Source organism: Niveispirillum irakense DSM 11586, from assembly GCF_000429645.1.
Taxonomy (GTDB): Bacteria; Pseudomonadota; Alphaproteobacteria; order Azospirillales; family Azospirillaceae; genus Niveispirillum; species Niveispirillum irakense.
Genome location: NZ_KE386933.1, coordinates 313,266 through 338,409, shown reverse-complemented (window position 1 = coordinate 338,409; position 25,144 = coordinate 313,266). Strand labels below are relative to the sequence as shown.

Genomic DNA, 25,144 nt, shown 5'->3' with positions numbered 1-25,144 from the left:
CGCGAAGCCGGGCCGGGGACGCTTACCCCCCGGCGAGAACCGGCATTTTTTGGGAGAAGCGTCATGGCGTTCAAGCTCGAACAGCGCAAGTCCGAGCTGGTCGATCAGGTGGTGGCAAGGGTTCATGCCCGCCTGTCCAAGGAAAAGGCCCCGCTGGCCGAGGCTTTCGTCCGTCAGTTCTACCGCAACGTCTCACCGGTGGACATGCTGCATTCCGGCGCGGATGAACTGTATGGCGCCGCCATTGCCATCTGGCAGTTTGGCTGCACCCGCAAGCCCGGCGAAGCCCTGGTGCGGGTGCAGAACCCGCGCGTGGATGCCGATGGCTGGCACGCCCATCATACGGTGGTGCAGATCGTCAATGACGACATGCCCTTCCTGGTCGACAGCGTTTCGGCCGAACTGAACCGCCATGGGCTGACCGTGCATCTGGTCGTCCATCCGGTGATCCGCGTCAGCCGCAACGGGGAAGGCCGGATCACGGCCATCCATAGCGCCCAGGATGCGCCCGCCGATGCGGTGGCCGAATCCATGATGCATATCGAGGTGGATCAGGTGGGTGATGCCACTGATCTGGCCAAGCTGCGCAACGACGTGGCCGCCGTGCTGGCCGATGTGCGCGCCGCCGTCAGTGATTTCACCGCCATGCGGGAACGGCTGGCCGCCACCATCGCCGCCACTCCCACCCTGCCCACCCCCGTGGCGGGCGAGGATATCGCCGAGGGCCTGTCCTTCCTGCGCTGGATGGATGAGGAACATTTCATCTTCCTGGGCGCGCGGGAATATCGCTTCGGCCGCGACGGGAATGAGGAAACGCTGGATATCCAGACCGGCCAGGGGCTGGGCATCCTGCGCGATGATGATGTCAGCGTCTTTGACGGGCTGCGTCATTTCTCCTCCCTGCCGCCGGAGGTGCGGTCCTTCGTCCGGCAGCCGCGCTTCATGATGGTGACCAAGTCCAACAAGGACAGCACCGTTCATCGCCGCGCGCCGCTGGATGCGGTGATGGTGAAGCTGTTTGACGAAGCCGGCGCGGAGATCGGGGAGCGGCTGTTTGTCGGCCTGTTCACCAGCACTGCTTATAACCGGTCGGTGCGCGATATCCCGTTCCTGCGCCAGAAGGTGACGCGCCTGTTGAGCCGGGCCGGCTTCGACCCGCGCGGCCATGATGGCAAGGCGCTGGTCCATATCCTGGAAACCTTCCCCCGCGACGAGCTGTTCCAGATCAGCGATGATGAGTTGGCCGATATCGCGCTGGGCGTCCTGCATCTCCAGGACCGGCAGCGGGTTGCTTTGTTTGTCCGTAAAGACCCGTTTGAGCGGTTTGTCTCCGCCCTGATCCATGTGCCGCGGGACCGGTACGATACCGACCTGCGCAAGCGCCTGCAGGCGCTGATCGAGCGGGCCTATGAGGGCACGACCATCCAGGCCAATGTGACGCTGGCGGAAAGCGTTCTGGCCCGCGTGCATCTGATCGTGCAGACCAATACCGGCAAGGTGCCGGATGTGGATGTCGCCGATCTGGAGCGCCAGTTGATCGAAGCGGCGCGCGGCTGGCGCGACCGGCTGTCCCAGGCACTGGTGGAGGAAAAGGGCGAGGCGGCGGGGCTGACCCTGGCGCGTAAATATATCGCCGCCCTTCCCGCCTCCTTCCAGGAAGCCTACAGCGCCGATCAGGCCGTGGCCGATATCCTGTGCATTGAGCGGGTGCTGGCCGATGGCAAGGTGACGCTGAACCTGCACCGCCCTGTGGAAGCAGACAGCAACCAGCTTTTCTTCAAGGTTTATCAGGCAGGCTCCCCGGTGGAACTGTCGCAGGTTCTGCCGATGCTGGAGCATCTGGGCCTGCGCATCCGGGCCGAGGGTGGCCCGTTCGAGGTGGAGATGCCGGGCGACACGCCCAACATCTTCCTTCAGGATTTTGACATGGTGACCGCCGATGGCCGCGCCGTGGAACTGGAGAAGGTAAAGGCCGCCTTTGAGGAGGCGTTCCTGCGCGTCTGGACCGGCGATGCGCAAAGCGACGGCTTCAACCGTCTGGTTCTGATGGCGGGGCTGACCTGGCGCGAGGTGGTGGTCTTCCGCGCCTATGCCAAATATCTAAAACAGGCCAAGTTCGATTTCAGCCAGGAATATATCGAGAATACGCTGGCCACCCACAGCGCCATTGCCCGGTTGCTGATGGACCTGTTCCGTACCAGCCACGATCCGGACACCCTGGCCCGGCTGGGCCGGGACGAGGTGGATATGCGGCGCAAGGGCCTGATCCTGGAGATCGACCACGCGCTGGATGCCGTCTCCAACCTGGATGAGGATCGCATCCTGCGGCGGATGCTGAACATCATCCGCGCCACGCTGCGCACCAATTTCTTCCAGAAAGACGCAGACGGGCAGCCCAAATCCTATGTCAGCTTCAAGCTGGATAGCGGCGCCATCGATGATCTGCCCCTGCCCCGCCCCTGGCGGGAAATCTGGGTCTATTCCCCACGCGTCGAAGCCATCCATCTGCGCGGCGGCAAGGTGGCGCGCGGCGGCATCCGCTGGTCCGACCGGCGGGAAGATTTCCGTACCGAAATCCTGGGCCTGATCAAAGCGCAGATCGTCAAGAATGCGGTGATCGTGCCCGTGGGCAGCAAGGGCGGCTTCGTGGTGAAGAACCCGCCGTCACCCGCCGCCGGGCGCGAAGCGCTGATGGCTGAAGTGGTCGAATGCTACAAGACCATGATGCGCGGCCTGCTGGACATTACCGACAATCTGAAGAAAGGCGAGGTGATCCCGCCGACCGATGTGGTGCGGCTGGACAGCGACGATCCTTACCTGGTGGTGGCTGCCGACAAGGGCACGGCCAGTTTCTCCGACATCGCCAATGGCGTGTCGCGGGATTACGGCTTCTGGCTGGATGATGCGTTTGCGTCCGGCGGGTCCGCCGGGTACGACCATAAGGGCATGGGCATCACCGCCCGCGGCGCGTGGGAGGCGGTGAAACGCCATTTCCGCGAACGTGGCAAGGATATCCAGAACCAGGATTTCACCGCCGTCGGCGTGGGCGACATGTCGGGCGACGTGTTCGGCAATGGCATGTTGCTGTCCCGGCATATCCGGCTGATTGCCGCCTTCGACCATCGCCACATCTTCATTGATCCCAACCCGGATGCGGCGACCAGTTGGCAGGAGCGCAAGCGCCTGTTCGATCTCAGTCGCTCCTCCTGGGCCGATTACGACACGGCCAAGCTGTCGCCCGGCGGCGGCATATTCGACAGGGGATCGAAATCCATCCAGTTGACGCCGGAAATCCGCGAAGCGCTTGACCTGCAGGTCGACCGCATCACCCCGGCCGATCTGATGCGCACCATCCTGAAAGCAGAGGTGGAACTGCTGTGGCTGGGCGGCATCGGCACCTATGTGAAGTCACACGCAGAAAGCAACGCCGATGCCGGCGACAAGGCCAATGACGCGATCCGCATCAATGGCCGCGATCTGCGGGTGAAGGTCGTGGGCGAAGGTGCCAATCTGGGCTTCACCCAGCGCGGCCGGATCGAGGCGGCCCAGGCCGGTATCGCCATCAATACCGATGCCATCGACAATTCCGCCGGTGTGGACACCTCCGACCATGAGGTGAATATCAAGATCCTGCTGCGTGACGTGATGGACCAGGGCGGCATGACGCGCGAACAGCGTGACGTGCTGCTGGCCCAGATGACGGATGAGGTCGCGGAACTGGTCCTGGCCGATAATTACAAGCAGACCCAGGCCCTGACCATCGCCCAGGCCAGCGCAGTGGACACGCTGGAAGATCAGGCCCGTTTTGCCCGCGCCATGGAAAAGGCCGGCAAACTGTCCCGCGCCATTGAGTATCTGCCCGATGACGAGGAATTTGCCGCCCGCACCGCCGCACGCCAGGGCCTGACCCGGCCGGAACTGGCGGTGCTGCTGGCCTATGCCAAGATCGACCTGTATGACCAGTTGCTGGCCACCGACCTGCCGGATGATCCGGCGGTGGAACGCGACCTGACGCGCTACTTCCCCAAGGCGCTGCAGGAACGGTTTGGCGATGCCGTCGCCCGCCACCAGTTGCGGCGGGAGATCATCTGCACCGCCGTCACCAACGGCATGGTCAACCGGGTGGGCCCCACCTTCACCTGGGAAATGGTGGAGCAGACAGGGCGCGGTTTCGGCGATGCTGCCCGTGCCTATCTGATCGTCCGCGATGCCTTCGGCCTGCGTGGCATCTGGGACGCGGTGGAAGGGCTGGACAATAAGGTGCCCGCCGCCACCCAGACGGCGATGATGGCCTATACCGGGCATCTGATGCGCCGCGCTGTGCCCTGGGTGCTGGCCCATGGCACCTATCCGCTGGATATCGCGGCGGAAACGTCGCGTCTGGCCCCGGTGGTGGAGGAACTGGCCGGCAACCTGACCGATATCCTCTCTCCCCCTGCCCTGAAATGGGTGACCGAGCATGCCAGCCTGTGGACAGAAGCCGGAGTGCCGGCGGATCTGGCCAACCGCATCGCCTGCCTGCCCGGCCTTGCCGCCGCCACCGACATTGCCGAGGTGGCGAAGGAGATCGGCCATGCCCCTGCCGAGGTCGCCCGGATTTATTTTGAGCTGGGCGATTATCTGGGGCTGGATTATCTGCGCACTCGCACGACCGATGTGAAGGCAGAGAACCACTGGCAGCGGCAGGCCATCGCCGCCACGCTGGATGACCTGTTCAACCTGCAGGCCCGGCTGACCGCGCGGGTGCTGGCCCAACCCGCCGACGACCCGATGGCGGAATGGAGCCAGACCCGCCAGGGCCCGCTGGACCGGATCAACAGCCTGTTGACCGATCTGCGCAGCGTCGCTCAGATCGACATCGCCATGCTGGCAGTGGCCAGCCGGCAGTTGCGGGGCCTGCTGGCGGGTTAAGGCACCTACGACAGGAAAGTCATGAAGGGGGGCTGGTGGCGACACCGGCCCCTTTTCACATCCAGGCGCCCGGCAGCGCATTGACAAGGCAGCCGCAAAGTCGCAACGATAATGGTCTAATAATATATCATTATGGTGAACGGGATGGTTCAGGTGAGACGGGCCTATGTGGATGGGCCTTACGGGCAGATGCATCTGCGCATCGCACAGGCAGACAAAAGCGACAAGCCCCCCCTGCTCTGCATCCATATGAGCCCGATGAGCGGGCGCGTTTTCGAGCGGTTCCTGGGCTTGATCGGGACCGACCGCACCGCCATCGCTTTCGATACGCCGGGGTTCGGCCTGTCGGATTTCCCGCCCGCCCCGCCCTCCATCGCTGACTATGCAACGGCCCTTCTGGCGGGCCTGAAGGCGCTGGGCATTGACGGGCCGGTGGATGTGATGGGCTATCACACCGGTGCCATGACAGCGATTGAGATGGCCGCCCAGGCCCCCGGCACCGTCCGACGGCTGGTCATGGTGGCCGCCCCCATCATCACGGAGGATGAACGGGCGCAGTTCCACGCCTTCTATAAGGAAAAGCCCGTCCTGGCCGATGGCAGCCATATTCTGGATCGCTGGAAGGGCTTTGTTTATCACCATATGCGTCCCGGTGTGGATCTGGAGGAGATTGGCGAGAAATTCCCCGATGCGCTGTTGGGCGGGCACCGGGCAGCCTGGGGGCATCAGGCCGCCTTCGCCTATGACCTGGCCGGGCGGATGCCACAGGTGGCGCAACCCGCCCTGATCTTCGTCACCGGCGATGATCTGGATGTGCAGAGCCGTCGCGCCGAAGGGCTGGCCCGCAACAGCCTGCTGCTGGAATGCCCCGGCTGGGGCCATGGTTTCCTGGATATGTATGGGCAGGATGTCGCCGGTCTGGTCCGGCAGTTCCTGGATGCCGAAGGGGCTGACCCGCTGGCCGGGATCACGGCACCGGCTTCCGCCCTCGGCCCCCGCTACCCGGCCCGCGTCGGCGCTTTCCGCCCTCAGGATGGGGAGGGCTGATTACCGACAGGTGGTCAGTTCACAAAGCGAAGCATCCCCTGCCCCCGCCTTACCCCCACTCTGGACCGGCGGGAGAGACTGCCCCGGCATCCTCTCCCGCCCAACAGACAAGACGGACAAGAACAGGGGGATAGGCGATGTTTCATGAAGCGATTTTCAAATCCCTGACCCGGCGGTCGCTTTTCGGGGGTATGGCCGGGATGGGCGCCATGGCGGCGGCCCCGGCCCTGACCCCGGCCAAGGCCGCCAAGGGCGATATCCGCCCGCTGGACGTGATGGACCCGCGGGAGAACCTGTACGCCTTCGGCAAGATGTGGGGCACGCTGGGGCCCAAATCCGTGCTGTCCGGCTATCAGGGTGTGCAATATGCCATTGTTGGCGATAAGCGCGCCGTGCCGCTGTTCGGCTATTGCGGCTTTGGCAATAACCGCAACATCGTGCAGTCCGATGGATCACTGAAGGTTCTGGGCAAGGAATGCGGCTATTTCACCGATCTCGCCACCGGGGAAATCCTGGATTACTGGGACAATCCCTGGACCGGGGAGCGGGTGGAGGTTTTCCCCTTCCTGAATGACCGCTGGCGCGGCACCCTGACCCTGGAACAGAAGGTCTTCAAGATCGGGGACAGCGAGACCATCAATAATGACAATGGAACCAAGGGGCAGAAGGGCAAACCCTTCCTGCTGCCCTGGCAGCCCATTGGTGACCAGTATCTACTAAGCTGGGATTATGCCCATGAATATACCAACCCGGTGACGCCGGAGGGCTGGCCCAAGGCCTCCACCGGCCGGCGCGTCAACCCGTCAGAACATTTCACCATTTTCACACCGAGGGGCGAGATCGACGACCGGTCCCTGCCATCGGCGCGTTTCACCGCCGGCTTCATGCGCCAGGCCCCCTGGTGGCCCTGGATGCTGATGGGCAAAAGCGGCGTGCATGGCGTGCTGATGGGCCGGATGCACAGCTACAAGATCACCGGCACGGTAGAAGATATCCCGAAGGCCGTCCTGAAGCGGGTGGAGCGTGACCGGCCCGACCTGCTGGAAGAACCGACCGACGGCCCGGATGAGGGCGTGCGCGGCACCCTGGAAGCCTATGCCGAAGACGTACCGCCGGAAGTGCCGGGCTATGTCTCGCCCCTGGCGGAAAAGCGCAAGGCGATGTTGAAGGATCAGTAAGTGCATTGGGGTGGCCCGTCAACGAGCCACCCCCTCCCCACCTCACCCCCGCTCGTTCGCCACGCGCGGCATGGGTGTTACCATCTCAGCCCCCAGGCGGGCGAAATCGGCGCCGCTGGGGCTCTGGAATACGCGCAGGCCGAATTCCGGCAGGCTGGCCAGCAGATGGTCGAAAATGTCGGACTGGATCGCCTCATACGCGGCCCAGGCGACCGTGTTGGTGAAGCAATAGATCTCCATCGGCACGCCTTCCGGCGTCGGCGCCATCTGGCGCACCAGCAGGGTCATCTCCTGATGGATGCCGGGATGCTGGCGCAGATAATTTTCCAGATAGGCCCGGAAGGTGCCGATATTGGTCAGGCGGCGGGCGTTGAACGGGTCGGCATCCCCCAGGCGGGCGTTCCATTGCGCCAGTTCCAGTTCCTTCTGGTCCAGATAGGCGGTCAACGGGCGGAAGCGGCGCAGCCGCGCCATCTCTGCCGGGGTCAGGAACCGCACGCTGTTCTGATCCAGCAGGATGGACCGGCGGATGCGCCGGCCACCGGATTCCTGCATGCCCCGCCAGTTCTTGAACGGTTCGGAAATCAACTTGCGGGTCGGCAGGGTGGTGATGGTCTTATCCCAGTTCTGTACCTTCACCGTATGCAGGGCGACGTCGATCACATCGCCATCAGCATTCATCTGCGGCATCTCGATCCAGTCACCCACGCGCAGCATGTCGCTGGACGAAATCTGCACACTGGCCACCAGCGACAGCAGCGTATCCTGGAACACCAACATCAAAACCGCCGCCAGGGCGCCAACCCCCGATAGCAGGATCAAGGGCGACCGGTCCATCAGGGTGGCGATGATCAAAATGGTGGCGATGGCGAAAATCGCCAGCTTCACCAATTGCACATAGCCCTTGATGGGGCGCCGGTGCGCATCCGGCCGGCGGGCATATATCGCCGTGATGATGTTCAACAGCGCGCTGATCGCCAAGGTCAGGGTCAGGATGATGAAGGCGGCGCAGACATTGCGCACCACCAGCGTCACCGCCCCAGGCAAGGCCGGCACAAAATTGATGCCATACATGATCACCATCGCCGGCATCACATTCGCCAGGCGCGGGATCAACCCATATTGCGTGAAGGCTTCATCATGCCCCAGCCGGGTCATGGACATGGCACGACGAATACCAGAAAGGACCAATCGCTTAACAACAAGATTGGTAAAGGATGCCGCCAATATCAGCGCCACAACCCCCACGACCATACGGATGAGACCGTTATGTTCTGTCAAGAGATTATGAATATAATCCAATTCCATTGCGATTTCCTTCACCAAATAATCTCAACAAAGCACCTAAGATGATCCGAATTCGAGGTATCGGACAATGATTGTTATAACAATATTCTAAAATATGTGAACCCCTGGCATCCCTAGCGATGACCTGCGGGTCTGCCCCTTCGCACACCACCCCTGCCCGGCCGGGGCCACGGCAATCATTGCCAGACGGGCGGTCTGCCCCTATCTTCCGGCCATCCCTGAAGCTGGCCCGTGCTCCATGACCGATCTGTCGAAAATCCGGAATTTCTCCATCATCGCCCATATCGACCATGGCAAGTCCACGCTTGCCGACCGGTTGATTGAATTCTGCGGCGCCATCGAGGCGCGCGACATGAAGGCCCAGTTGCTCGACAATATGGATATCGAGCGGGAGCGCGGCATCACCATCAAGGCGCAGACCGTGCGCCTGGAATATAAGGCCAAGGATGGCAACACCTATCAGTTGAACCTGATGGACACGCCGGGCCATGTCGACTTTGCCTATGAAGTCTCCCGCTCGCTGGCGGCCTGCGAAGGCTCGCTGCTGGTCGTGGATGCCAGCCAGGGCGTGGAGGCGCAGACACTCGCCAATGTGTATCAGGCGCTGGACGCCAATCACGAGATTGTGCCGATCCTGAACAAGGTCGATCTGCCGGCTGCCGACGTGCCGCGCGTGAAGACCCAGATTGAGGATGTGATCGGGCTGGATGCATCCGACGCGGTGGAGATTTCGGCCAAGACCGGCCTGAATATCGAAGGTGTGCTGGAAGCCATCGTCACCCGCCTGCCGCCGCCCAAGGGCGACCGCGAGGCGCCGTTGCAGGCGCTGATCGTGGATAGCTGGTACGATGCCTATCTGGGCGTCATCATCCTGGTCCGCGTGGTGAATGGTGAGTTGCGGCTGGGCCAGAAGGTGCGCTTCATGGCCACTGGCGCCACGCGCGAGTTGGACCGCGTGGGTATCTTCACGCCGAAGAAGATCGCGCTGGAAAAGCTGGGCCCTGGCGAGATGGGCTTCGTCACCGCCGCCATCAAGGATATCCGCGACACCAAGGTCGGTGACACGATCACCGAGGAGCGCCGGCTGGCGCCCACCGCCCTGGCCGGCTTCAAGCCCTCCATCCCCGTCGTGTTCTGCGGCCTGTTCCCCGCCGATGCGGCGGAGTTTGAGCATCTGCGCGACAGTCTGGGCAAGCTGGCGCTGAACGATGCCAGCTTCCAGTATGAAACGGAAAGCAGCGCCGCGCTGGGCTTCGGCTTCCGCTGCGGCTTCCTGGGCCTGCTGCATCTGGAAATCATCCAGGAGCGGCTGGAGCGCGAGTTCAATCTCGACCTCATCACCACCGCCCCGTCGGTCGTGTACAAGATGCACATGACCAATGGCGATGTGATCGAGATGCACAATCCGGCTGACATGCCGGATGTGGTGAAGATCGACCATATCGAGGAACCCTGGATCAAGGCCACGATCATGCTGCCGGATGAATATCTGGGCGGCGTGCTGCAGCTCTGCACCGAACGGCGCGGCGTGCAGAAGGACCTGACCTATGTCGGCGGTCGGGCGATGATCGTCTATGAGCTGCCGCTGAACGAAGTGGTGTTCGATTTCTACGACCGGCTGAAGAGCATCAGCCGCGGCTATGCCAGCTTCGATTATCAGCTTGAAGAATATCGCGAAGGCGATCTGGTCAAGATGTCGATCCTGGTCAATGCCGAACCGGTTGACGCGCTGTCGATGATCGTCCATCGCAGCCAGGCCGAATATCGTGGCCGCCAGTTGTGCGAGCGGTTGAAGGACCTGATCCCGCGCCACCTGTTCAAGATCCCGATCCAGGCTGCCATCGGTGGCAAGGTTGTGGCGCGCGAGACCATCGCCGCCATGCGCAAGGACGTGCTGGCCAAGTGCTATGGCGGCGATATCAGCCGCAAGCGCAAGCTGCTGGACAAGCAGAAGGAAGGCAAGAAGCGCATGCGCCAGTTCGGCGAGGTGGAAATCCCGCAGAGCGCCTTCATCGCCGCGTTGAAGATGGGCGATAATTGATCGCCTGTGTCACAACAGGTTAAGAGGGGCGGTCTGCGGGCCGCCCCTTTTTCTTTCAGCCCACAGCCGCCTTAAGGGCTGAGATGTTGGCATCACCCGTAGCACAGAGCAGAACCCGGTCCAGCACACCGGGGTGCCCGGTGATGAAATCGCGAATGGTCGCCACGGCAATGGCCGCCGCCTTGTCCTTGGGGAAACGGTAAGCCCCAGTGGAGATGGCAGGAAAGGCGATGCTGCGCGCCCCCTTCTCCACCGCCAGCTCCAGCGCGCGGGTATAGCAGCGGGCCAGAACCTTATCCTCCCCCATCTGGCCGGTGACATAGACCGGTCCGATGGCATGCACCACCCAGCGGGCGGACAGGTTGAAGCCGGGCGTGATGCCGGCATCGCCACGCCGCGTCAGCTCCAGGGCTGAGGCCGCCTCGAACAAAGCCGGGCCGGCGGCATCATGGATGGCGCGCGACACGCCGGTGCCCCCGCCCAGGCCCGGTGCGGCGGCATTGACAATCACATCCACCGCCTGGGCGGTGATGTCGCCCTGGACAACGGTCAATTCGGTCATGGATCGCTCTTCAAATGGCAAAACGCAGGGTGGCGGTACGCCCGCCATCGCTGACAGTCAACCCATGCGACATGACCCGCATGATTTCCAGTCCCCGGCCGGACTTGGCATCTGGCGTGGCCGGCTGGCGCACCAGGTCACTGTCATAGCCATCGCCCTCATCGGCGATCCGGACATGAAGATGGGCCTCGGCAATCCAGGCGGACAGGTCAATCCGCTTGAGCGCACGCTCAGGCTCCGCCAGTTTTGCGCTCAAGCGCTGGCAAAAGGCATCGAACTGGCGCGGATCATCGACCAGGGAACCGCCCATGGCGAGATTGCCATGCAGCACCGCATTGATGATGGCCTCGTGCAGGCTCAGTTCCACATCATGGCGCAGCCCTTCCGGCATCATGCCACGTGCCATCAATCCTTCACAGAACTGGGCCGCTGTATCCAATGTCCAGGCCATGCGGGTGGTGAGTGACACCAGCAGATGCCCCGCTGCAAGCGCATCCCGCAACGCAGCGGCGGGCAACGCGCCCTCCGTATATTCAATGATCGCAGCGCACCGGGACCGCAGCGCGTTCACCAGTTCCCCGGCGGCGCTTTCTGTCACCAATACCACCTGAACCGCCTGGGGCGCCTTGTCAGCCAGGGGCAGGCCGAATGACGCGGATGCCCGTGCCAGATCCCCCTTTTCAAGCGAACCGCTGGCCAGCCGATAATCCATAGTGCGTAAGCCCCTCATCCGCGCTTGCCGGTCTTTAGGTCTACCGCGTTCCCGCCCGGCTCGTCACCCGCAAGATCGATCATATCGACATGGCCGGTCATGAAACCTTCAGCCGGAGGATAATGGGCCGTCAAGCGTTGACGGAAATCCTCCCCAGTGCGGGCGAAACCATAAATTTCACGGCCTTCATTCCAGGCGCCTGCGCCGGGGCCGCGACCGACTTGACGGCCCAGACTGGGGTTGATGACAAGCACGCACCAGAGACGTTCGAATCGGTGCCACTCCCGATCCAGCAGATTGACCGTGCGGCGGCGTATCCCCCGCAGATGCGCCAGACGCGCTTCTGCCTGCGCCGATTGGGACTGGAGCTGTTCGATATGGGCCTCCGCCTCCTGAATGGCATCACGGATGGCGTGGCTTTCCTTTTTTCCCGCGCGCAGGGCAGCGGCAACAACATTCTTCTCATCCACCGTGCGGGACAGGCGCCGCTCCACCTCCCGGATCACCCGCATGACACGCCGCCCGGACAGGATCAGCGCCGAACCACACACAGCAAGCGCAAGAAGGCTGACAATATTCAACCAGGTCACGATCATGGTTTCGCCACCTCCCGGTTCCCGCTGACAGCATTGATTTCCAGGACCGCATACCCATCGCGCGACGGGAATTCCGCCGCCAGCATCTGCCGGGCACGCTGTTCCGTGGGTGCCCAGATGCGAACGGAATTATCGTAACGCCAGATGACCGGCGCACTGTCAAAATCGCGCTGCGCCATATCGGCCAGCCGCCGGTTGCCCAATTTGGCGACGAACAATGTATCGCCAATGACCTGCTGCCCCAGTTCGTGCCACACCTCGGCCCGCGCCTTCTCCGCCGCTGCCAGCATCATCTCCAGCCGGCTCATCTGCGATTTCAGGCGGAAACGTTCGGCATTGCGACGATCCCGCAGGCCAGCCTGTTCCTGGTTCTGCTGGTACAGCTTTTCCAGCAGAGCACGCCCCTCCCGGATTTCCCGCTTCACCTTTTCATGGTCGGCGATCCAGGCATAGACCTCCGGCAGGACGAAGCGGATCATCTCCAGAACCACCACACCGACCAGACAGGCCGCCGCAATGGCAAGGATGATGACATCGGATTGCGCAAATTCCAGATGCATCGGTCCGGTCCCCCTCCCAAGGTCGCGCACCATGTCGCGCAACCATGATAACGCGCCATAGGCCGGTGGGAATGAAATTTTTACGCGAATTGCTGAAGGTAAGTCGCGCATTGAACCATTCAGCAGGCGGGCCGTGACAGGGCCCTTCGGCTTCGCCTATGCTGCCCGCCAACCATTGCCGCTTAATGACAGTCGAAGGTCGCAATCATGGATAAGGCCGTTCTCGATACGGGCTCTCCGAAAGCCATCCTGTTGCGGGACTATGCCGCACCGCCCTTCTGGATCGACAAGGTCGACCTGACCTTCGACCTGCGAGAGGACGAGACGATCGTCACCTCCCGCCTGACCCTGCGTCGGAATGCGGATGTCGCTGCCGCACCGCTGGTGCTGGACGGCCAGGAAATGGAACTGATTTCTGTCGCGCTGGGGGGCCGGGGGCTGACGGACCGGGACTATATCCTCACCGCCGACACCCTGACCCTGACCGGGCTGCCCGATGATGGTCAGGTAACCATCGTCACCCGCATTCATCCGGAAAAGAACACGGCCCTGGAAGGTCTTTACAAGTCCTCGGGCAATTTCTGCACCCAGTGCGAGGCGGAAGGCTTCCGCAAGATCACCTATTTCCTGGATCGCCCGGACGTGATGGCCCGCTATTCCGTCCGGATCGAGGCGGACAAGGCAGCCTATCCGGTGCTGCTGTCCAACGGCAACCTGACCGGCGAAGGCGATCTGGAAGGCGGGCGCCATTGGGCACAGTGGGACGACCCCTGGCCCAAGCCCTGCTATCTGTTCGCGCTGGTAGCCGGCAAGCTGGTTTCCATCGAAGATCATTTCACCACCGCGTCGGGCCGCGACGTGACCTTGCGCATCTATGTGGAGCCAGGGAACGAGGATAAGTGCGGCCATGCCATGACCAGCCTCATCAACTCCATGAAATGGGATGAGGAGGCTTATGGCCGCGAATATGACCTGGATATTTTCAACATCGTCGCCGTGGGCGATTTCAACATGGGGGCGATGGAGAACAAGTCCCTAAACATCTTTAATACCAAATACATCCTGGCCCGCCCCGACACGGCAACCGATACCGACTTTCTGGGCATCGAAACTGTGGTGGCGCACGAATATTTCCACAACTGGACCGGCAACCGCGTCACCTGCCGCGACTGGTTCCAGTTGTCGCTGAAGGAAGGGCTGACCGTCTTCCGCGACCAGCAGTTCAGCGCGGACATGAATTCCGCCCCGGTGAAGCGCATCCAGGATGTGACGCGCCTGCGCCAGGTGCAGTTCGCAGAGGATGCCGGGCCGACCGCCCATCCGGTCCGCCCGGAAAGCTATATCGAGATCAATAACTTCTACACCCCCACGGTTTATGAAAAGGGGGCGGAAGTTCTGCGCATGTACCACACCCTGCTGGGGCCGCAGGGCTACCGGCGCGGGACGGACCTTTATTTCGACCGTCATGACGGGCAGGCCGTGACGACGGATGATTTCCTGGCCGCGATGCGCGACGCCAACCCCGATAAGGTGGTTGATTGGGAACAGTTCCGACGCTGGTATGCCCAGGCCGGCACGCCCAAGGTGGAAGGGGAAGGCAGCTATGATGCCAGCAGCCACACCTATACGCTGACCCTGCGCCAGTCGCTGGCCCCGACGCCGGGCCAGCCGGAAAAGCTCCCCATGCTGATCCCGGTCGCGATGGGGCTGGTAGGGCCGGACGGCACCGACCTGCCCCTGCGCCTGTCCGGGGAAGCCGCGGCACAGGGCACGGAACGGGTTTTGATCCTGTCCCAGCCGGAACAGAGCTTCACCTTTGTTGATGTCGGCGCCAGCCCGGTGCCGTCGCTGTTCCGCGGTTTCTCCGCCCCGGTGAAACTGTCCTTTGATTACAGCGATGCGCACCTCGCCTTCCTGATGGGCCATGACAGCGACCCGTTCAACCGGTGGGAAGCCGGCCAGACCCTGGCCGCCCGCCTGTTGCTGGGCATGGTGGCCGACCGCGCCGCTGGCCGCGACATGGTGGTGCCCGACAGCTATATTGCCGCATTCGGCCATGTGCTGGACCGGGTGAGCGAAGATCCGGCCTTTGCCGCCCTGGCGCTGACCCTGCCGTCGGAAAACTATCTGGGTCAGTTGATGGATATCATTGATGTCGATGGCATCCATGCCGCACGCGATCAGGTGCGCGCCGCCATCGGCCAGACCCACCGGGACAAGCTGCTGGCCACCTACAGCGCCTGCCTCACCAACGGCCCCTTCAGCGTCACGCCGGATGCCATCGGGCGTCGTTCAGCCAAGAATGCGGCCCTGGCCTATCTGATGGCCGCCGGCGATGCGCAAGGCAAGGCGCTGGCCCTGGCGCAATATCGCGACGCCAGCGGCATGACGGATGTCATCGCCGCCCTGGCGCTGATCGCCGATAGCGACATGCCGGAGCGGGAAGCCGCCCTTGCCGCCTTTGCCGACAAGTGGAAGGATGAAGCGCTGGTCATGGATAAGTGGTTCATGATCCAGGCCATCAGCAGCCGCCCGGATACGCTGGACAATGTGAAGGCGCTGCTGGCCCATCCCGGCTTCACTATCCGCAACCCGAACAAGGTCTATGCCCTGGTTGGCAGCCTGACCGGCAATGCCCCCATCTTCCATGCTGCCGATGGGTCAGGTTACGAATTCCTGGCCGACCGGGTGATTGAGCTGAACAAGCTGAACCCCCAGGTCGCCAGCCGCATGGCCAAGGCCTTCGCCCGCTGGCGTCAGTATGATGCCCAGCGACAGGCCGCCGCCAAGGTGGCGCTGGAGCGGGTGGCCCACACGCCTGACCTGTCGCGCGACGTGTACGAGATCATCTCGCGCAGCCTGGAAGGGTAAGCATGATGATGCGACCTGCAGGGCCATGCCCGCAGGTCGCATCGCATCCACAGGAAATCCGAAATCCGCGCGCGGGACGGCAGCGATTAGAAGCGCAGCTTGGTCGCCAGCATGACACGGGTGTCGCCGTCCTCGTGCCAGGTCATGTCGGCGTTCAGCCGCATGGCGCTGACCTTCACCACCGGTACGGGGGCTTCCAGGCCGAAGCTGCCGCCTGCTTCGGCAAACTGGGCACGCACCGCTGACAGGCCGGTCAGGTTTGCCACCAGACTGCCCGCGACGGGGCGATATTCCATACCGATATTGGCGCGGGGGTCGATACCCAGATCGTTCATCCCGGCGGTCAGGCGCCAGCCGGCTTGGCCGCTGTTACAGGCATTGCCCCAACTTCCCTGGACACTGCCCGTCAAGGCACCAAACCCGCCGCCAACATCGCCGGAAACGGAATTTGGCAGCCAATCCTCTTCACAGCCCCGCGACAGGCGCACGGTCTGCTTCAATTCTTCTGTGCCGAGGCGCATGCCGACCTTGGAATTCATGCCCAAAGCGGAAAGCTGGGCATCGGCCTTGATGCCGGCCGCCTGATAGGCGCGCGGATCAGCCGCCAGCTTGATCGGGGTCGGCCCCGCAACATTGGGACGGTCGCCGGTGATCTTGGCCAGCACACCTTCATAAACCTTGCCCACCCAGTCGGACACCGTGGCCATCATGGCCTTGCGCCCCTCCTCCGGGTCACTTGCGCTGGCGCTGGGCGCATCCGCAAGGGCAGCCGGATATCCCAGCACCGCCGCATCCGTGCCCTGATACTGGGTCTGGCTTGGTGCAACACCGTTGAAACGGATGGCAAAAATGGTCGGCGGCTCCTCAGCGGCCAGCACAGGCAGGGTGGCTGCCGTCAAAGCCACCACGGAAAGGGCCGATGCCATGCCGGTAAGCGTCCGCATACGTTCTTCCCCTCTCCAGTCCCCAGCACCACTCGCCGTCATGCTGCACCTGCGAACAGATTGCCGCAATCCCGATCGGCGACTGCCGCCCCGGCGCATGCGGAGTACCCCACCCCTTTGGCGGGGAAATGGGGCAGAGCTATGGCAGCCGGGCAACAGTCCCAAGATTTATATGCTAAAAATTCAGGAAGAGGATGGCAACCCGCCTTTTCCCTTTTTCACCGAGAAAATCATTTTCAGCAGCGCAAAATTCATGAACTGACATAATTTGCGCCGTCAGGCGATGGGAACGCTACCATTACCCCATCGCCGCTGATCAATTCTGTCCGCCCCTCCCCTTTTCAGAGCGGACCGATTCGCCGTGAACGGCCAGGATCACCCCGGCCGCACCATCTGGGCCGGTACCACCCATTGATGGAACTGTTCCTCATTCAGCAAGCCCAGCGCCAACCCCGCCTCCAGCAGGGTCGTGCCCTCGTGATGGGCCTTCTTGGCGATCTTGGCGGCATTGTCATAGCCGATATGGGGGTTGAGCGCGGTGACCAGCATCAGGCTCTCGCCCATCAGCTTGGCGATGCGGTCCGTGTTGGCCGTGATCCCGACCACGCAATTCTCGGTGAAGCTGCGGCTGGCATCGGCGATCAGCCGGATGGATTGCAGCAGATTATAGATCAGCACCGGCTTGAAGACATTCAGCTCAAAGTGGCCGGTGGCACCGGCATGGGTGATGGTGACATGGTTGCCCATCACCTGGGCACAGACCATGGTCATGGCTTCCGACTGGGTCGGGTTGACCTTGCCCGGCATGATGGAACTGCCCGGCTCATTCTCCGGCAGGGAAATCTCACCAATGCCACTGCGCGGGCCGCTGCCCAGCAGGCGAATATCATTGGCGATCTTCATCAAGGACACAGCCAGCGTGTTCAGCACGCCCGACGCCTCCACGATGCTGTCATGGGCGGCCAGCGCCTCGAACTTGTTGGGCGCAGTGACGAAGGGCAGCCCCGTGATGGAGGCGACCTCCCCCGCAAACGCGGTATCGAAGCCGATGGCCGTATTCAGCCCCGTGCCCACCGCCGTGCCGCCCTGGGCCAGCCGCAACAGGGCGGGCATCACGGATTTGGCCCGCTCCACCCCATAGGCAACCTGCTGGGCATAGCCGGAAAATTCCTGTCCCAGCGTCATGGGTGTGGCATCTTGCAGATGCGTGCGCCCGATCTTAACAATGTCGGCGAATTCCGCCGCCTTGGCAGCCAGCGCCGCGTGAAGCTGCTCCAACGCCGGCACCAGATCATGGTGAACCTGCTCGGCCGCCGCGATATGCATGGCGGTGGGGAATGTGTCGTTGGAGCTTTGGCCCCGATTGACATGATCATTGGGGTGAATCGGCTTTTTCGATCCCATCTCCCCGCCCAGCATTTCGATGGCGCGGTTGGAGATCACCTCATTGGCATTCATGTTGGTCTGGGTGCCGGACCCGGTTTGCCAGACCACCAGGGGGAAATGGCTGTCCAGGCTGCCGTCAATCACCTCATCGGCGGCCTGCATGATGGCCTGGCCCAGCTTGGCCTCCAGCGCGCCCAGGGCCACATTGGCCTTGGCCGCCGCCTTCTTGACGATGCCAAGCGCCCGGATCAGGGGGGGCGGCATCCGCTCGCCGCCGATCTTGAAATTCTGGAGCGACCGCTGGGTCTGCGCCCCCCAGTAACGGTCGGCGGGCACCTCGATGGGGCCGAAGCTGTCAGTCTCGGTGCGGGTGGTGGTGGCCATCGGGCCAATCTCCCTGATCGTGGTAGGGACGGAACAAGCGGCGCCGGCCGCGTGTCTTCGATATGGGAAACCTGTTCCACTATTGGAGGGGCAAGCCGATGCAATGCCAAGTGGGAAATAGTCGCGGTCGCTGGCTGGCGCTCTGCTGCGCAGGCTGGCTGCTCGCCGCACAAGGCCCCGCCCTCGCCGCACATGCGCAGCCGGCCGGCAGCAGCCACGCGGAAGGGCTGGCGCAGTTCAAGCTGAAAAAGACCGCCAAGCCCCTGACCGCTGGCAAGGTGCGGGAACGGCCGCCTGTACCGGCCCGCAAGGCCCGCGTACCGGATACCGGGGCGCCTTCTTTGGCTGGCGAGGCAGCCCCCCCGGAAAACCCGTTATTGCCCGATGCACCGGGCCGCAATCCCTTTGCGGACGCCCCGCCTGAGGCTGGGGAAATGTCCAGCCGGGTCGGCGTGGCCGGGCGCGGTGTCACGCTGGGGGTGGCGATGCCGTTCTGACCGGCCTTGGCCGGCCGTACAGGGAACCGGTGCACGGGGTCACGCGCCCCGCGACTATTCCAAGTCCCCGACCGCGCAGCCCAGATGTGCGGGGAGGTGCTGCTTGACCGCCCCCGCCGGCACTGCCTACATTCCCAGATGACAGGCGGCCATCCGGTCGCGAGACAACAGGTTTTCCAGAGGATATTATGGCTGCTCCGATCGACGTGACCGACGCCAGCTTCGACGCCGACGTGCTGAAGGCATCCGGCCCCATCCTGGTCGATTTCTGGGCTGAATGGTGCGGCCCCTGCAAGGCCATCGGCCCCAGCCTGGTGGAAATTGCCGGCGCACTGGACGGCAAGCTGACCGTCGCCAAGGTGAATATCGATGACAACCCGATGACGCCGGGCCGTTATGGCGTGCGCGGCATCCCGACCCTGATGATCTTCAAGGATGGTCAGGTCGCCGCCACCAAGGTGGGCGCCCTGCCCAAGGCCCAGTTGCAGAACTGGATTGAAGCCAATCTCTGATATCCGGTCCTTGTCGGACCCTATCGTTGAGTGGCGAAGGCCGGCCCTGATCGGGGCCGGCCTTTTTGCTAGCTTTTTGCTGTAATGGCGCTACCCCCGCCCCGTCATTCATGCCCCCACGGGGCGGGCGGGACGGCGACCGGGCGCGTCAGGTCAAACGTGACGCGGAAGACACGACCGGGCCGCGCCAGTTCATAGACAAATTCCGATCCCGGCCGCACCTCCATCGCCCAGACATTCTGCTGGGCACCGGGGGCCAGTTTCTGTTCCGTGAACATCGCCTTGGAAAAGGCATCAACGGGGAATTCCTGCCGTTCCGCCGTGCCGGGGCCAGCCGTGTCACCACCATATTGGGTCACCGCATCCTCCGACCCGTCGGCATGGCGGTGATCATGCTTCAGCCGCAGCCCCTCTGCCGTGCGCGTGATAACCCAGGTGCGCGACCGATCGTCCCCCACATGGAATGGCACTTTCACGGCATCCGCCGCACATTCGCGCACATGCATTACCAGCCGCTTGCCCGTGAAGGGATCATTGGCCGCCGCCGCAGCGCTGGCCCCTGCATCCTCATTGGCGGTGATCCGCCCTTCAAAAGCCTGCCCGCACAGGCCGTTCAGCCGCGCCAGAAAATCATCCGCCGGTGCAGCAGCCACCGGCAGGGAGACGGAAAGGGAAAGGGCCGCAAGGGCCAGGAACGTGCGCATGGATCCAACCTTGTTTTTATCCACGGGCCACAAACGCGACCCGCCCGGCCCATTGCGGGCCGGTGCGCTGATCCTACTGGGAATGGGTGGGAGAGGACAAACGGCTTGGTGTGTTTATATCCTCAAGGCTGGAAAAGGGCCGCAGATTTCGCTCAGTCCCACCAGAAAGTCCACCAGTTGCGCGTTACCATGATTGCCGCAAGGGTCGACAAATTACCCGGCCCTTGATCGACAATATCTGGACAATAAAGATAAATATCTTTTGCTACAGATATTGCCTCATCCTTGTCTTTTGGAGGTCTGGAGATGCGCATATCCATGCTGTCGCCATTGATGCCAACCAGCTCAAGCCCATATTTTTCATGCCAATGCTTCAAAGCCGCGACGTGGTACTCTGGCGGGGGACAGGCATTCCAGCCTCCCCAGTATAGGAAGGCTGGTATTTCCCAGCTATTCTCTGTTGGAATAAAAATCACCTGAACCTTGTCGAGAGGCTTTCCAGTCAATGAATCGGATGCCAGGCTGATACCAGGAGCATCATCCGAAAACTCTCCTAGATTCGGCCAGTCGCCAACTTTCGCAGATAATTCCTCGGGGCTATAGGCTCCAGGCGCCTTTGAAATATCATCCGGAAATCTAATGCTGTTCGATATTTTAAGTATTTCTTCGACTGAGCGCGGCTTTGGAAAACCTTCAATATTGGATAATTCTTTATAACCTTCAGGACTAAAAATATGATATTGGTCTGCAAGTTTAATAAACTTATCCACATTCCCGACAATGACAGGCCAGCCACGCCCGAGCTTCCGAAGGCGCTCCCACTCTCCAGCGATGTCGGCGCCCGGAACCTCTATTCTTTCATAAGGAAATTCCGCAATCAGCTTCTTATAGGCGGCTTCGGCACTAGCCCTGAATTGTTCCGGAACATTACTCAAATCAGGCAGCATATCTTCTTGTCCTTGGGCTGGGATACTGGTTGCTGTACCGCTTGCCAATAAGCCGATAATGACATTGCGGCGGTTGAGTATTTTTTTCATTTAATAATCATACCAACGGTAAGCGTTTGATGAGGATGATACCGACTCTTCTCTATCACCTTATAATAGGATGACGTACCACTTAGCAAGTGGCGCAAGAAAGATACTTTTTAACCAGAAGAAAAATAAGAAATTTGCAAATTATTTTAAAATCCAAACAGTCGTTTATCAAACGGCACCCGCATCACCTCTTCGATTCTGAACATGCCCGCTTCCCGGTGAAGCGGATTCAGGATTATGTTCCACACGCCAGGGATGATAGCACTTGGCACACGGAACAAGCAGGTTTCTCCACTGGCCAGCCAGTCATCACCGACCCGGCGGGTTATTTGCGGATTGTCCAGCCAACCCTCCGCCAGCGTGGGGCAGGTGGCGATGGGGGCATCGCCGGACACTTTCAACAGGGTGTAATGGCTTGGTAAATCCTCCAGTCTTGTAACCTCAATATGGACCAGAACCTCCAGCAAGGCACCGGGCTGGCTTTCAGCCAGATAGACCACGGGGCGCCCCCGGCTGTGCCAGCGACCTGCCGCCTTGAGACCGCCAATACCGCTCAGATCGGCATGGTTGCTGATCCGCCAGAGGATCAAGCGAAGTAGCCTTCATCAATGGTGTAAAGAAGTTCTTCTACAGCCCTAGCACCGGGTTCAGTATCCAGCATGTCCATCGGTGCCTCCTCCCCCAAGCTACGCTTGGGTGTGGTAAGCCAGGACAAGGCCCGGGATCGGTCGCCCATGACGGTTTCGGCCAAGGCCAGTATATTCGCAACGCGGTAGGCCCGCTCGCTCTCTTCCTGCGTCAGGGGTTCTTGCCGTTGGCGGCGATGTTCTAAAGTGCGGCGGGGAATGACCCGGTGCAAAACATCGGTGCTGATGCCCGCACGGCCCAGTCGGGCGATCACCTCCGGCTGGAAACGCTTGCGCACCAGCCGGACGGCATCAAGATCAGACAAAGGCCGTTCCGACACCCCCAGAAGGGTGCCGACAATTTCCCACTGGCGGGATTGCAGCGACAGACCGGCCATGTACGCCTCCACAAAATGCGCACTTCAATATGGCAAGTTGCGAGGCGGTGAGCAAGGCAGCGGATGTACAGAAATGAAAAGGGGAACAGGCACGGATTGTAAGGGAGCGTAACCCGCCCCCTTACGCCGCCGTCACCGCCGCCCGATCCTCCGTCCCCGGTTCGTAATTCAGGTTGGGAGCAAGCCAGCGTTCCATGTCGGGCAGGCTCATGCCCTTGCGCTGGGCATAGTCGGCCACCTGATCGCGCTCCACCTTGGCGACGCCGAAATATTTGGCGTCCGGGTGGGCGAAGTACCAGCCGGAGACGGCGGCGGTGGGCACCATGGCGAAGCTTTCCGTCAGGGTGATGCCGGCTTGCTCCGTGGCGCCCAACAGGCGGAACAGGGTGGATTTTTCCGTATGGTCGGGGCAGGCGGGATAGCCTGGGGCCGGGCGGATGCCGCGATAGGACTCGGCAATCAACTGCTCATTCGTCAGGCTCTCGCCTGCTGCGTAGCCCCACAGCTCGGTCCGCACCCGTTCATGCAGGCGTTCGGCGAAGGCTTCGGCCAGACGGTCGCCCAGGGCCTTCAGCAGGATGGCGCTGTAATCATCATGGGCCGCCTCAAACGCCTTGGCGCGTTCTTCCAGCCCATGGCCCGCCGTGACGGCAAAGCCACCCACCCAATCGGCCAGACCGCTGGATTTCGGGGCCACATAATCGGACAGGCAGAGATGGGCGCGGTCGCGGCCGGGGTCGCGGGCCATCTGCTGGCGCAGCATATGCAGCCGTTCCAGCACCGTGCCCCGGCTATCATCCGTGTAAAGCTCAATATCATCGCCAACGGCATTGGCGGGCCAGAAGCCGACAACGCCGCGCGCCGTCAACCATTTCTCCCCCACAATCCGTTGCAGCATGGCCTGGGCATCGGCCCACAGCGCGCGGGCACTCTCGCCCACCTTGTCGTCTTCCAGGATGGCGGGGAAATTGCCGTGCAGTTCCCAGGCCTGGAAGAAGGGCTTCCAGTCAATCCGGGCCACCAGTTCGGCCAGATCATAATCTTCCAGCACCGTCAGGCCGGGCTTCAGCGGCTGGGGCGGCTGGTAGCCGGCCCAATCCAGCTTCAGCGCGTTGGCGCGGGCCTGGGCCAGGGGCAGGCGCGCGCGGGTCAACTGGTTGCGGGCGTGGGCTTCGCGCATCGCTGCGTAATCGGCCTTGATGCCGGCGATGTAGCCGGGGCCGTTATCGGCATGCAGCAGGTTCTGCGCCACGCCCACCGCCCGGCTGGCATCCAGCACATGCACCACCGGGCCGTCATAGTTGGGGTCGATCTTGACGGCGGTATGCACCTTGGACGTGGTGGCCCCGCCGATCAGCAGCGGCATTTTCAGGCCCAGGCGCTGCATCTCGCGGGCCACGAACACCATTTCATCCAGCGATGGGGTGATCAGGCCGGACAGGCCGATAATGTTGCAGCGATGCGCCTTGGCCTCATCCAGGATTTTCGCGGCGGGGACCATGACGCCCAGATCCACCACCTCAAAATTATTGCACTGGAGCACAACGCCGACAATGTTCTTGCCGATATCATGCACGTCGCCCTTCACCGTGGCCATCAGCACGCGGCCGGCGGGTTCGGACTTGCCGCCGCCCTTCTCCGCCTCGATATAGGGCAGCAGCCAGGCGACGGCCTTCTTCATCACGCGGGCGGATTTCACCACCTGGGGCAGGAACATCTTGCCGGCGCCAAACAGGTCGCCCACCACATTCATGCCATCCATCAACGGGCCTTCGATGACATGCAGGGGGCGCTCAGCAGCCAGCCGCGCCTGCTCCACATCATCGTTGATGAATTCGTCAATGCCATGCACCAGGGCGTGGGCCAGCCGTTCATTCACCGGCAGCGACCGCCAGGACAGGTCGGCGGCCTTCTTCTTCTCACCGCCCTTATATTTGTCCGCCACTTCCAGCAGCCGGTCGGTGGCATCGTCGCGGCGGTTGAGGATGACATCCTCCACCCGCTCGCGCAGTTCCTCCGGGATATCGTCATAGACCGGCAGTTCGCCGGCATTGACGATGCCCATATCCATCCCCGCCGGGATGGCGTGATAGAGGAACACGGAATGCATCGCCGCGCGCACACTGTTGTTGCCGCGGAAGCTGAAAGAAACGTTGGAGAGACCGCCGGAAATATGCGCGCCGGGGCAGTCGCGGCGGATATCGCGCGTCGCCTCGATAAAGTCGACGGCGTAGTTATTATGCTCCTCAATGCCGGTGGCGACGGCGAAGACATTCGGGTCGAAGATGATGTCTTCCGGCGGGAAGCCCACCTTGTTCACCAGCACATCATAGGAGCGCTTGCAGATTTCCAGCTTGCGGGCGCGGGTATCGGCCTGCCCCGTCTCATCAAATGCCATCACCACCACGGCGGCACCGTAGCGGCGGATCTTCTTGGCCTGGGCGATGAACAGGTCTTCGCCTTCCTTCAGGCTGATGGAATTGACGATGGCTTTGCCCTGGACATTCTTCAACCCGGCCTCGATGACACTCCATTTAGAGCTGTCGATCATCACCGGCACGCGGGCGATATCCGGTTCCGAGGCGATCAGGCGCAGGAAGCGGACCATTGCCGCCTCGCTGTCCAGCATCGCCTCGTCCATGTTGATGTCGATCACCTGGGCGCCATTGGCCACCTGATCGCGGGCAATATCCAGCGCCGCCTCATAATTCCCTTCCAGCACAAGCTTCTTGAACTTGGCCGAGCCGGTGACGTTGGTACGCTCGCCAATATTGACGAAACTGGCGGTGCGGGGGGCGTTGGTCATGGCGGCGGCTCGGGGGTTGGGGTGCTTGGGGGGAAGGAGGGGGCGTGTTATATTAGGAAATTGG

General features: G+C 62.2%; 19 protein-coding genes. 7 read left to right on the top strand and 12 right to left on the bottom strand.

Going from position 1 to position 25,144, the window contains the following annotated elements:
- Positions 1–63: 63 nt before the first annotated feature.
- From G473_RS0115585 to G473_RS0115575, 3 genes are all read left to right on the top strand, one after another.
- The gene (locus G473_RS0115585; protein WP_029013867.1) at positions 64–4,911 is read left to right on the top strand and encodes an NAD-glutamate dehydrogenase; all 4,848 of its coding nucleotides are present in this window, start codon (positions 64–66) and stop codon (positions 4,909–4,911) included.
- 153 nt (positions 4,912–5,064) lie between these two features.
- Complete coding sequence (locus tag G473_RS0115580; RefSeq protein WP_161630997.1) at positions 5,065–5,958, top strand: alpha/beta fold hydrolase; 894 nt, start codon at positions 5,065–5,067, stop codon at positions 5,956–5,958.
- Between the two features lie 137 nt (positions 5,959–6,095).
- Positions 6,096–7,136, top strand: coding sequence for a DUF1838 family protein (locus G473_RS0115575; RefSeq protein WP_029013865.1), 1,041 nt, complete (start codon positions 6,096–6,098; stop codon positions 7,134–7,136).
- A 42-nt stretch (positions 7,137–7,178) separates the two neighbouring features.
- On the opposite strand, the gene G473_RS27210 is transcribed toward G473_RS0115575, so the two are convergent.
- Entirely contained in the window at positions 7,179–8,300 is a 1,122-nt protein-coding gene (locus tag G473_RS27210) for a mechanosensitive ion channel family protein (RefSeq protein ID WP_210163331.1), read from the bottom strand.
- Positions 8,301–8,682: 382 nt separating this feature from the next.
- Here G473_RS27210 and lepA point away from each other — a divergent pair, with 382 nt between their 5' ends.
- On the top strand, positions 8,683–10,485 hold the full coding sequence (gene lepA / locus G473_RS0115565) for a translation elongation factor 4 (RefSeq protein WP_029013864.1): 1,803 nt from the start codon (positions 8,683–8,685) through the stop codon (positions 10,483–10,485).
- 55 nt (positions 10,486–10,540) lie between these two features.
- Here the strand turns inward: lepA and G473_RS0115560 are convergent, their stop codons facing one another.
- Genes G473_RS0115560 through G473_RS0115545 form a run of 4 tightly spaced genes read right to left on the bottom strand, consistent with a single transcriptional unit; the run spans position 10,541 to position 12,915 of the window.
- Positions 10,541–11,047, bottom strand: a complete 507-nt coding sequence (locus G473_RS0115560) for a macro domain-containing protein (protein WP_029013863.1) — start codon at positions 11,045–11,047, stop codon at positions 10,541–10,543.
- Positions 11,048–11,057: 10 nt separating this feature from the next.
- Positions 11,058–11,759: an ATP-binding protein gene (locus G473_RS27205; protein ID WP_051330334.1), complete on the bottom strand. Its 702-nt coding sequence runs from the start codon at positions 11,757–11,759 to the stop codon at positions 11,058–11,060.
- 14 nt (positions 11,760–11,773) lie between these two features.
- Complete coding sequence (locus G473_RS0115550; RefSeq protein ID WP_029013862.1) at positions 11,774–12,355, bottom strand: hypothetical protein; 582 nt, start codon at positions 12,353–12,355, stop codon at positions 11,774–11,776.
- The gene (locus tag G473_RS0115545; RefSeq protein ID WP_029013861.1) at positions 12,352–12,915 is read right to left on the bottom strand and encodes a hypothetical protein; all 564 of its coding nucleotides are present in this window, start codon (positions 12,913–12,915) and stop codon (positions 12,352–12,354) included. Before G473_RS0115545 ends, G473_RS0115550 begins: the two co-directional genes overlap by 4 nt.
- 207 nt (positions 12,916–13,122) lie before the next feature.
- Between G473_RS0115545 and pepN the strand changes: the two genes are divergently transcribed.
- Positions 13,123–15,786 (top strand): aminopeptidase N, encoded by a 2,664-nt coding sequence (gene pepN / locus G473_RS0115540; protein ID WP_029013860.1) that lies wholly within the window; start codon positions 13,123–13,125, stop codon positions 15,784–15,786.
- 86 nt (positions 15,787–15,872) lie between these two features.
- Here pepN and G473_RS0115535 read toward each other — a convergent pair whose 3' ends face one another.
- Together G473_RS0115535 and fumC are read right to left on the bottom strand one after the other, a co-directional pair.
- Complete coding sequence (locus G473_RS0115535; protein WP_029013859.1) at positions 15,873–16,730, bottom strand: hypothetical protein; 858 nt, start codon at positions 16,728–16,730, stop codon at positions 15,873–15,875.
- Positions 16,731–17,105: 375 nt separating this feature from the next.
- Positions 17,106–18,500, bottom strand: a complete 1,395-nt coding sequence (fumC, locus tag G473_RS0115525; protein ID WP_029013858.1) for a class II fumarate hydratase — start codon at positions 18,498–18,500, stop codon at positions 17,106–17,108.
- A gap of 110 nt (positions 18,501–18,610) precedes the next feature.
- Between fumC and G473_RS0115520 the strand changes: the two genes are divergently transcribed.
- Both G473_RS0115520 and trxA read left to right on the top strand, forming a co-directional pair.
- Entirely contained in the window at positions 18,611–18,997 is a 387-nt protein-coding gene (locus G473_RS0115520) for a hypothetical protein (protein WP_154667427.1), read from the top strand.
- A 188-nt stretch (positions 18,998–19,185) separates the two neighbouring features.
- Positions 19,186–19,509, top strand: coding sequence for a thioredoxin TrxA (gene trxA, locus G473_RS0115515; RefSeq protein ID WP_029013856.1), 324 nt, complete (start codon positions 19,186–19,188; stop codon positions 19,507–19,509).
- A 104-nt stretch (positions 19,510–19,613) separates the two neighbouring features.
- Here the strand turns inward: trxA and G473_RS0115510 are convergent, their stop codons facing one another.
- The 5 genes from G473_RS0115510 to metH all read right to left on the bottom strand — a co-directional run bounded on the left by G473_RS0115510 (position 19,614) and on the right by metH (position 25,080).
- Positions 19,614–20,213 (bottom strand): hypothetical protein, encoded by a 600-nt coding sequence (locus G473_RS0115510; RefSeq protein WP_029013855.1) that lies wholly within the window; start codon positions 20,211–20,213, stop codon positions 19,614–19,616.
- 152 nt (positions 20,214–20,365) lie between these two features.
- On the bottom strand, positions 20,366–21,250 hold the full coding sequence (locus G473_RS29975) for a DUF4253 domain-containing protein (protein WP_084438204.1): 885 nt from the start codon (positions 21,248–21,250) through the stop codon (positions 20,366–20,368).
- 146 nt (positions 21,251–21,396) lie between these two features.
- Complete coding sequence (locus G473_RS0115500) at positions 21,397–21,840, bottom strand: RES family NAD+ phosphorylase (RefSeq protein WP_029013853.1); 444 nt, start codon at positions 21,838–21,840, stop codon at positions 21,397–21,399.
- A complete protein-coding gene (gene parS, locus G473_RS0115495) occupies positions 21,837–22,274 on the bottom strand; it encodes a type II RES/Xre toxin-antitoxin system antitoxin (protein ID WP_035707472.1) in 438 nt (145 codons plus the stop codon). The genes G473_RS0115500 and parS overlap by 4 nt, the downstream gene beginning before the upstream one ends.
- 121 nt (positions 22,275–22,395) lie before the next feature.
- Positions 22,396–25,080: a methionine synthase gene (gene metH / locus G473_RS27200; protein WP_084438202.1), complete on the bottom strand. Its 2,685-nt coding sequence runs from the start codon at positions 25,078–25,080 to the stop codon at positions 22,396–22,398.
- Between the last annotated feature and the right edge of the window lie 64 nt (positions 25,081–25,144).

Bases quoted from the DNA above. Each gene is read 5' to 3' on its own strand.
- G473_RS0115585 (WP_029013867.1), top strand. From the start codon at position 64: ATGGCGTTCAAGCTCGAACAGCGCAAGTCCGAGCTGGTCGATCAGGTG.
- G473_RS0115575 (WP_029013865.1), top strand. From the start codon at position 6,096: ATGTTTCATGAAGCGATTTTCAAATCCCTGACCCGGCGGTCGCTTTTC.
- G473_RS27210 (WP_210163331.1), bottom strand. From the start codon at position 8,300: ATGTCCATGACCCGGCTGGGGCATGATGAAGCCTTCACGCAATATGGG.
- lepA (WP_029013864.1), top strand. From the start codon at position 8,683: ATGACCGATCTGTCGAAAATCCGGAATTTCTCCATCATCGCCCATATC.
- G473_RS0115560 (WP_029013863.1), bottom strand. From the start codon at position 11,047: ATGACCGAATTGACCGTTGTCCAGGGCGACATCACCGCCCAGGCGGTG.
- G473_RS27205 (WP_051330334.1), bottom strand. From the start codon at position 11,759: ATGGATTATCGGCTGGCCAGCGGTTCGCTTGAAAAGGGGGATCTGGCA.
- G473_RS0115550 (WP_029013862.1), bottom strand. From the start codon at position 12,355: ATGATCGTGACCTGGTTGAATATTGTCAGCCTTCTTGCGCTTGCTGTG.
- G473_RS0115545 (WP_029013861.1), bottom strand. From the start codon at position 12,915: ATGCATCTGGAATTTGCGCAATCCGATGTCATCATCCTTGCCATTGCG.
- pepN (WP_029013860.1), top strand. From the start codon at position 13,123: ATGGATAAGGCCGTTCTCGATACGGGCTCTCCGAAAGCCATCCTGTTG.
- G473_RS0115535 (WP_029013859.1), bottom strand. From the start codon at position 16,730: ATGCGGACGCTTACCGGCATGGCATCGGCCCTTTCCGTGGTGGCTTTG.
- fumC (WP_029013858.1), bottom strand. From the start codon at position 18,500: ATGGCCACCACCACCCGCACCGAGACTGACAGCTTCGGCCCCATCGAG.
- trxA (WP_029013856.1), top strand. From the start codon at position 19,186: ATGGCTGCTCCGATCGACGTGACCGACGCCAGCTTCGACGCCGACGTG.
- G473_RS0115510 (WP_029013855.1), bottom strand. From the start codon at position 20,213: ATGCGCACGTTCCTGGCCCTTGCGGCCCTTTCCCTTTCCGTCTCCCTG.
- G473_RS29975 (WP_084438204.1), bottom strand. From the start codon at position 21,250: ATGAAAAAAATACTCAACCGCCGCAATGTCATTATCGGCTTATTGGCA.
- parS (WP_035707472.1), bottom strand. From the start codon at position 22,274: ATGGCCGGTCTGTCGCTGCAATCCCGCCAGTGGGAAATTGTCGGCACC.
- metH (WP_084438202.1), bottom strand. From the start codon at position 25,080: ATGACCAACGCCCCCCGCACCGCCAGTTTCGTCAATATTGGCGAGCGT.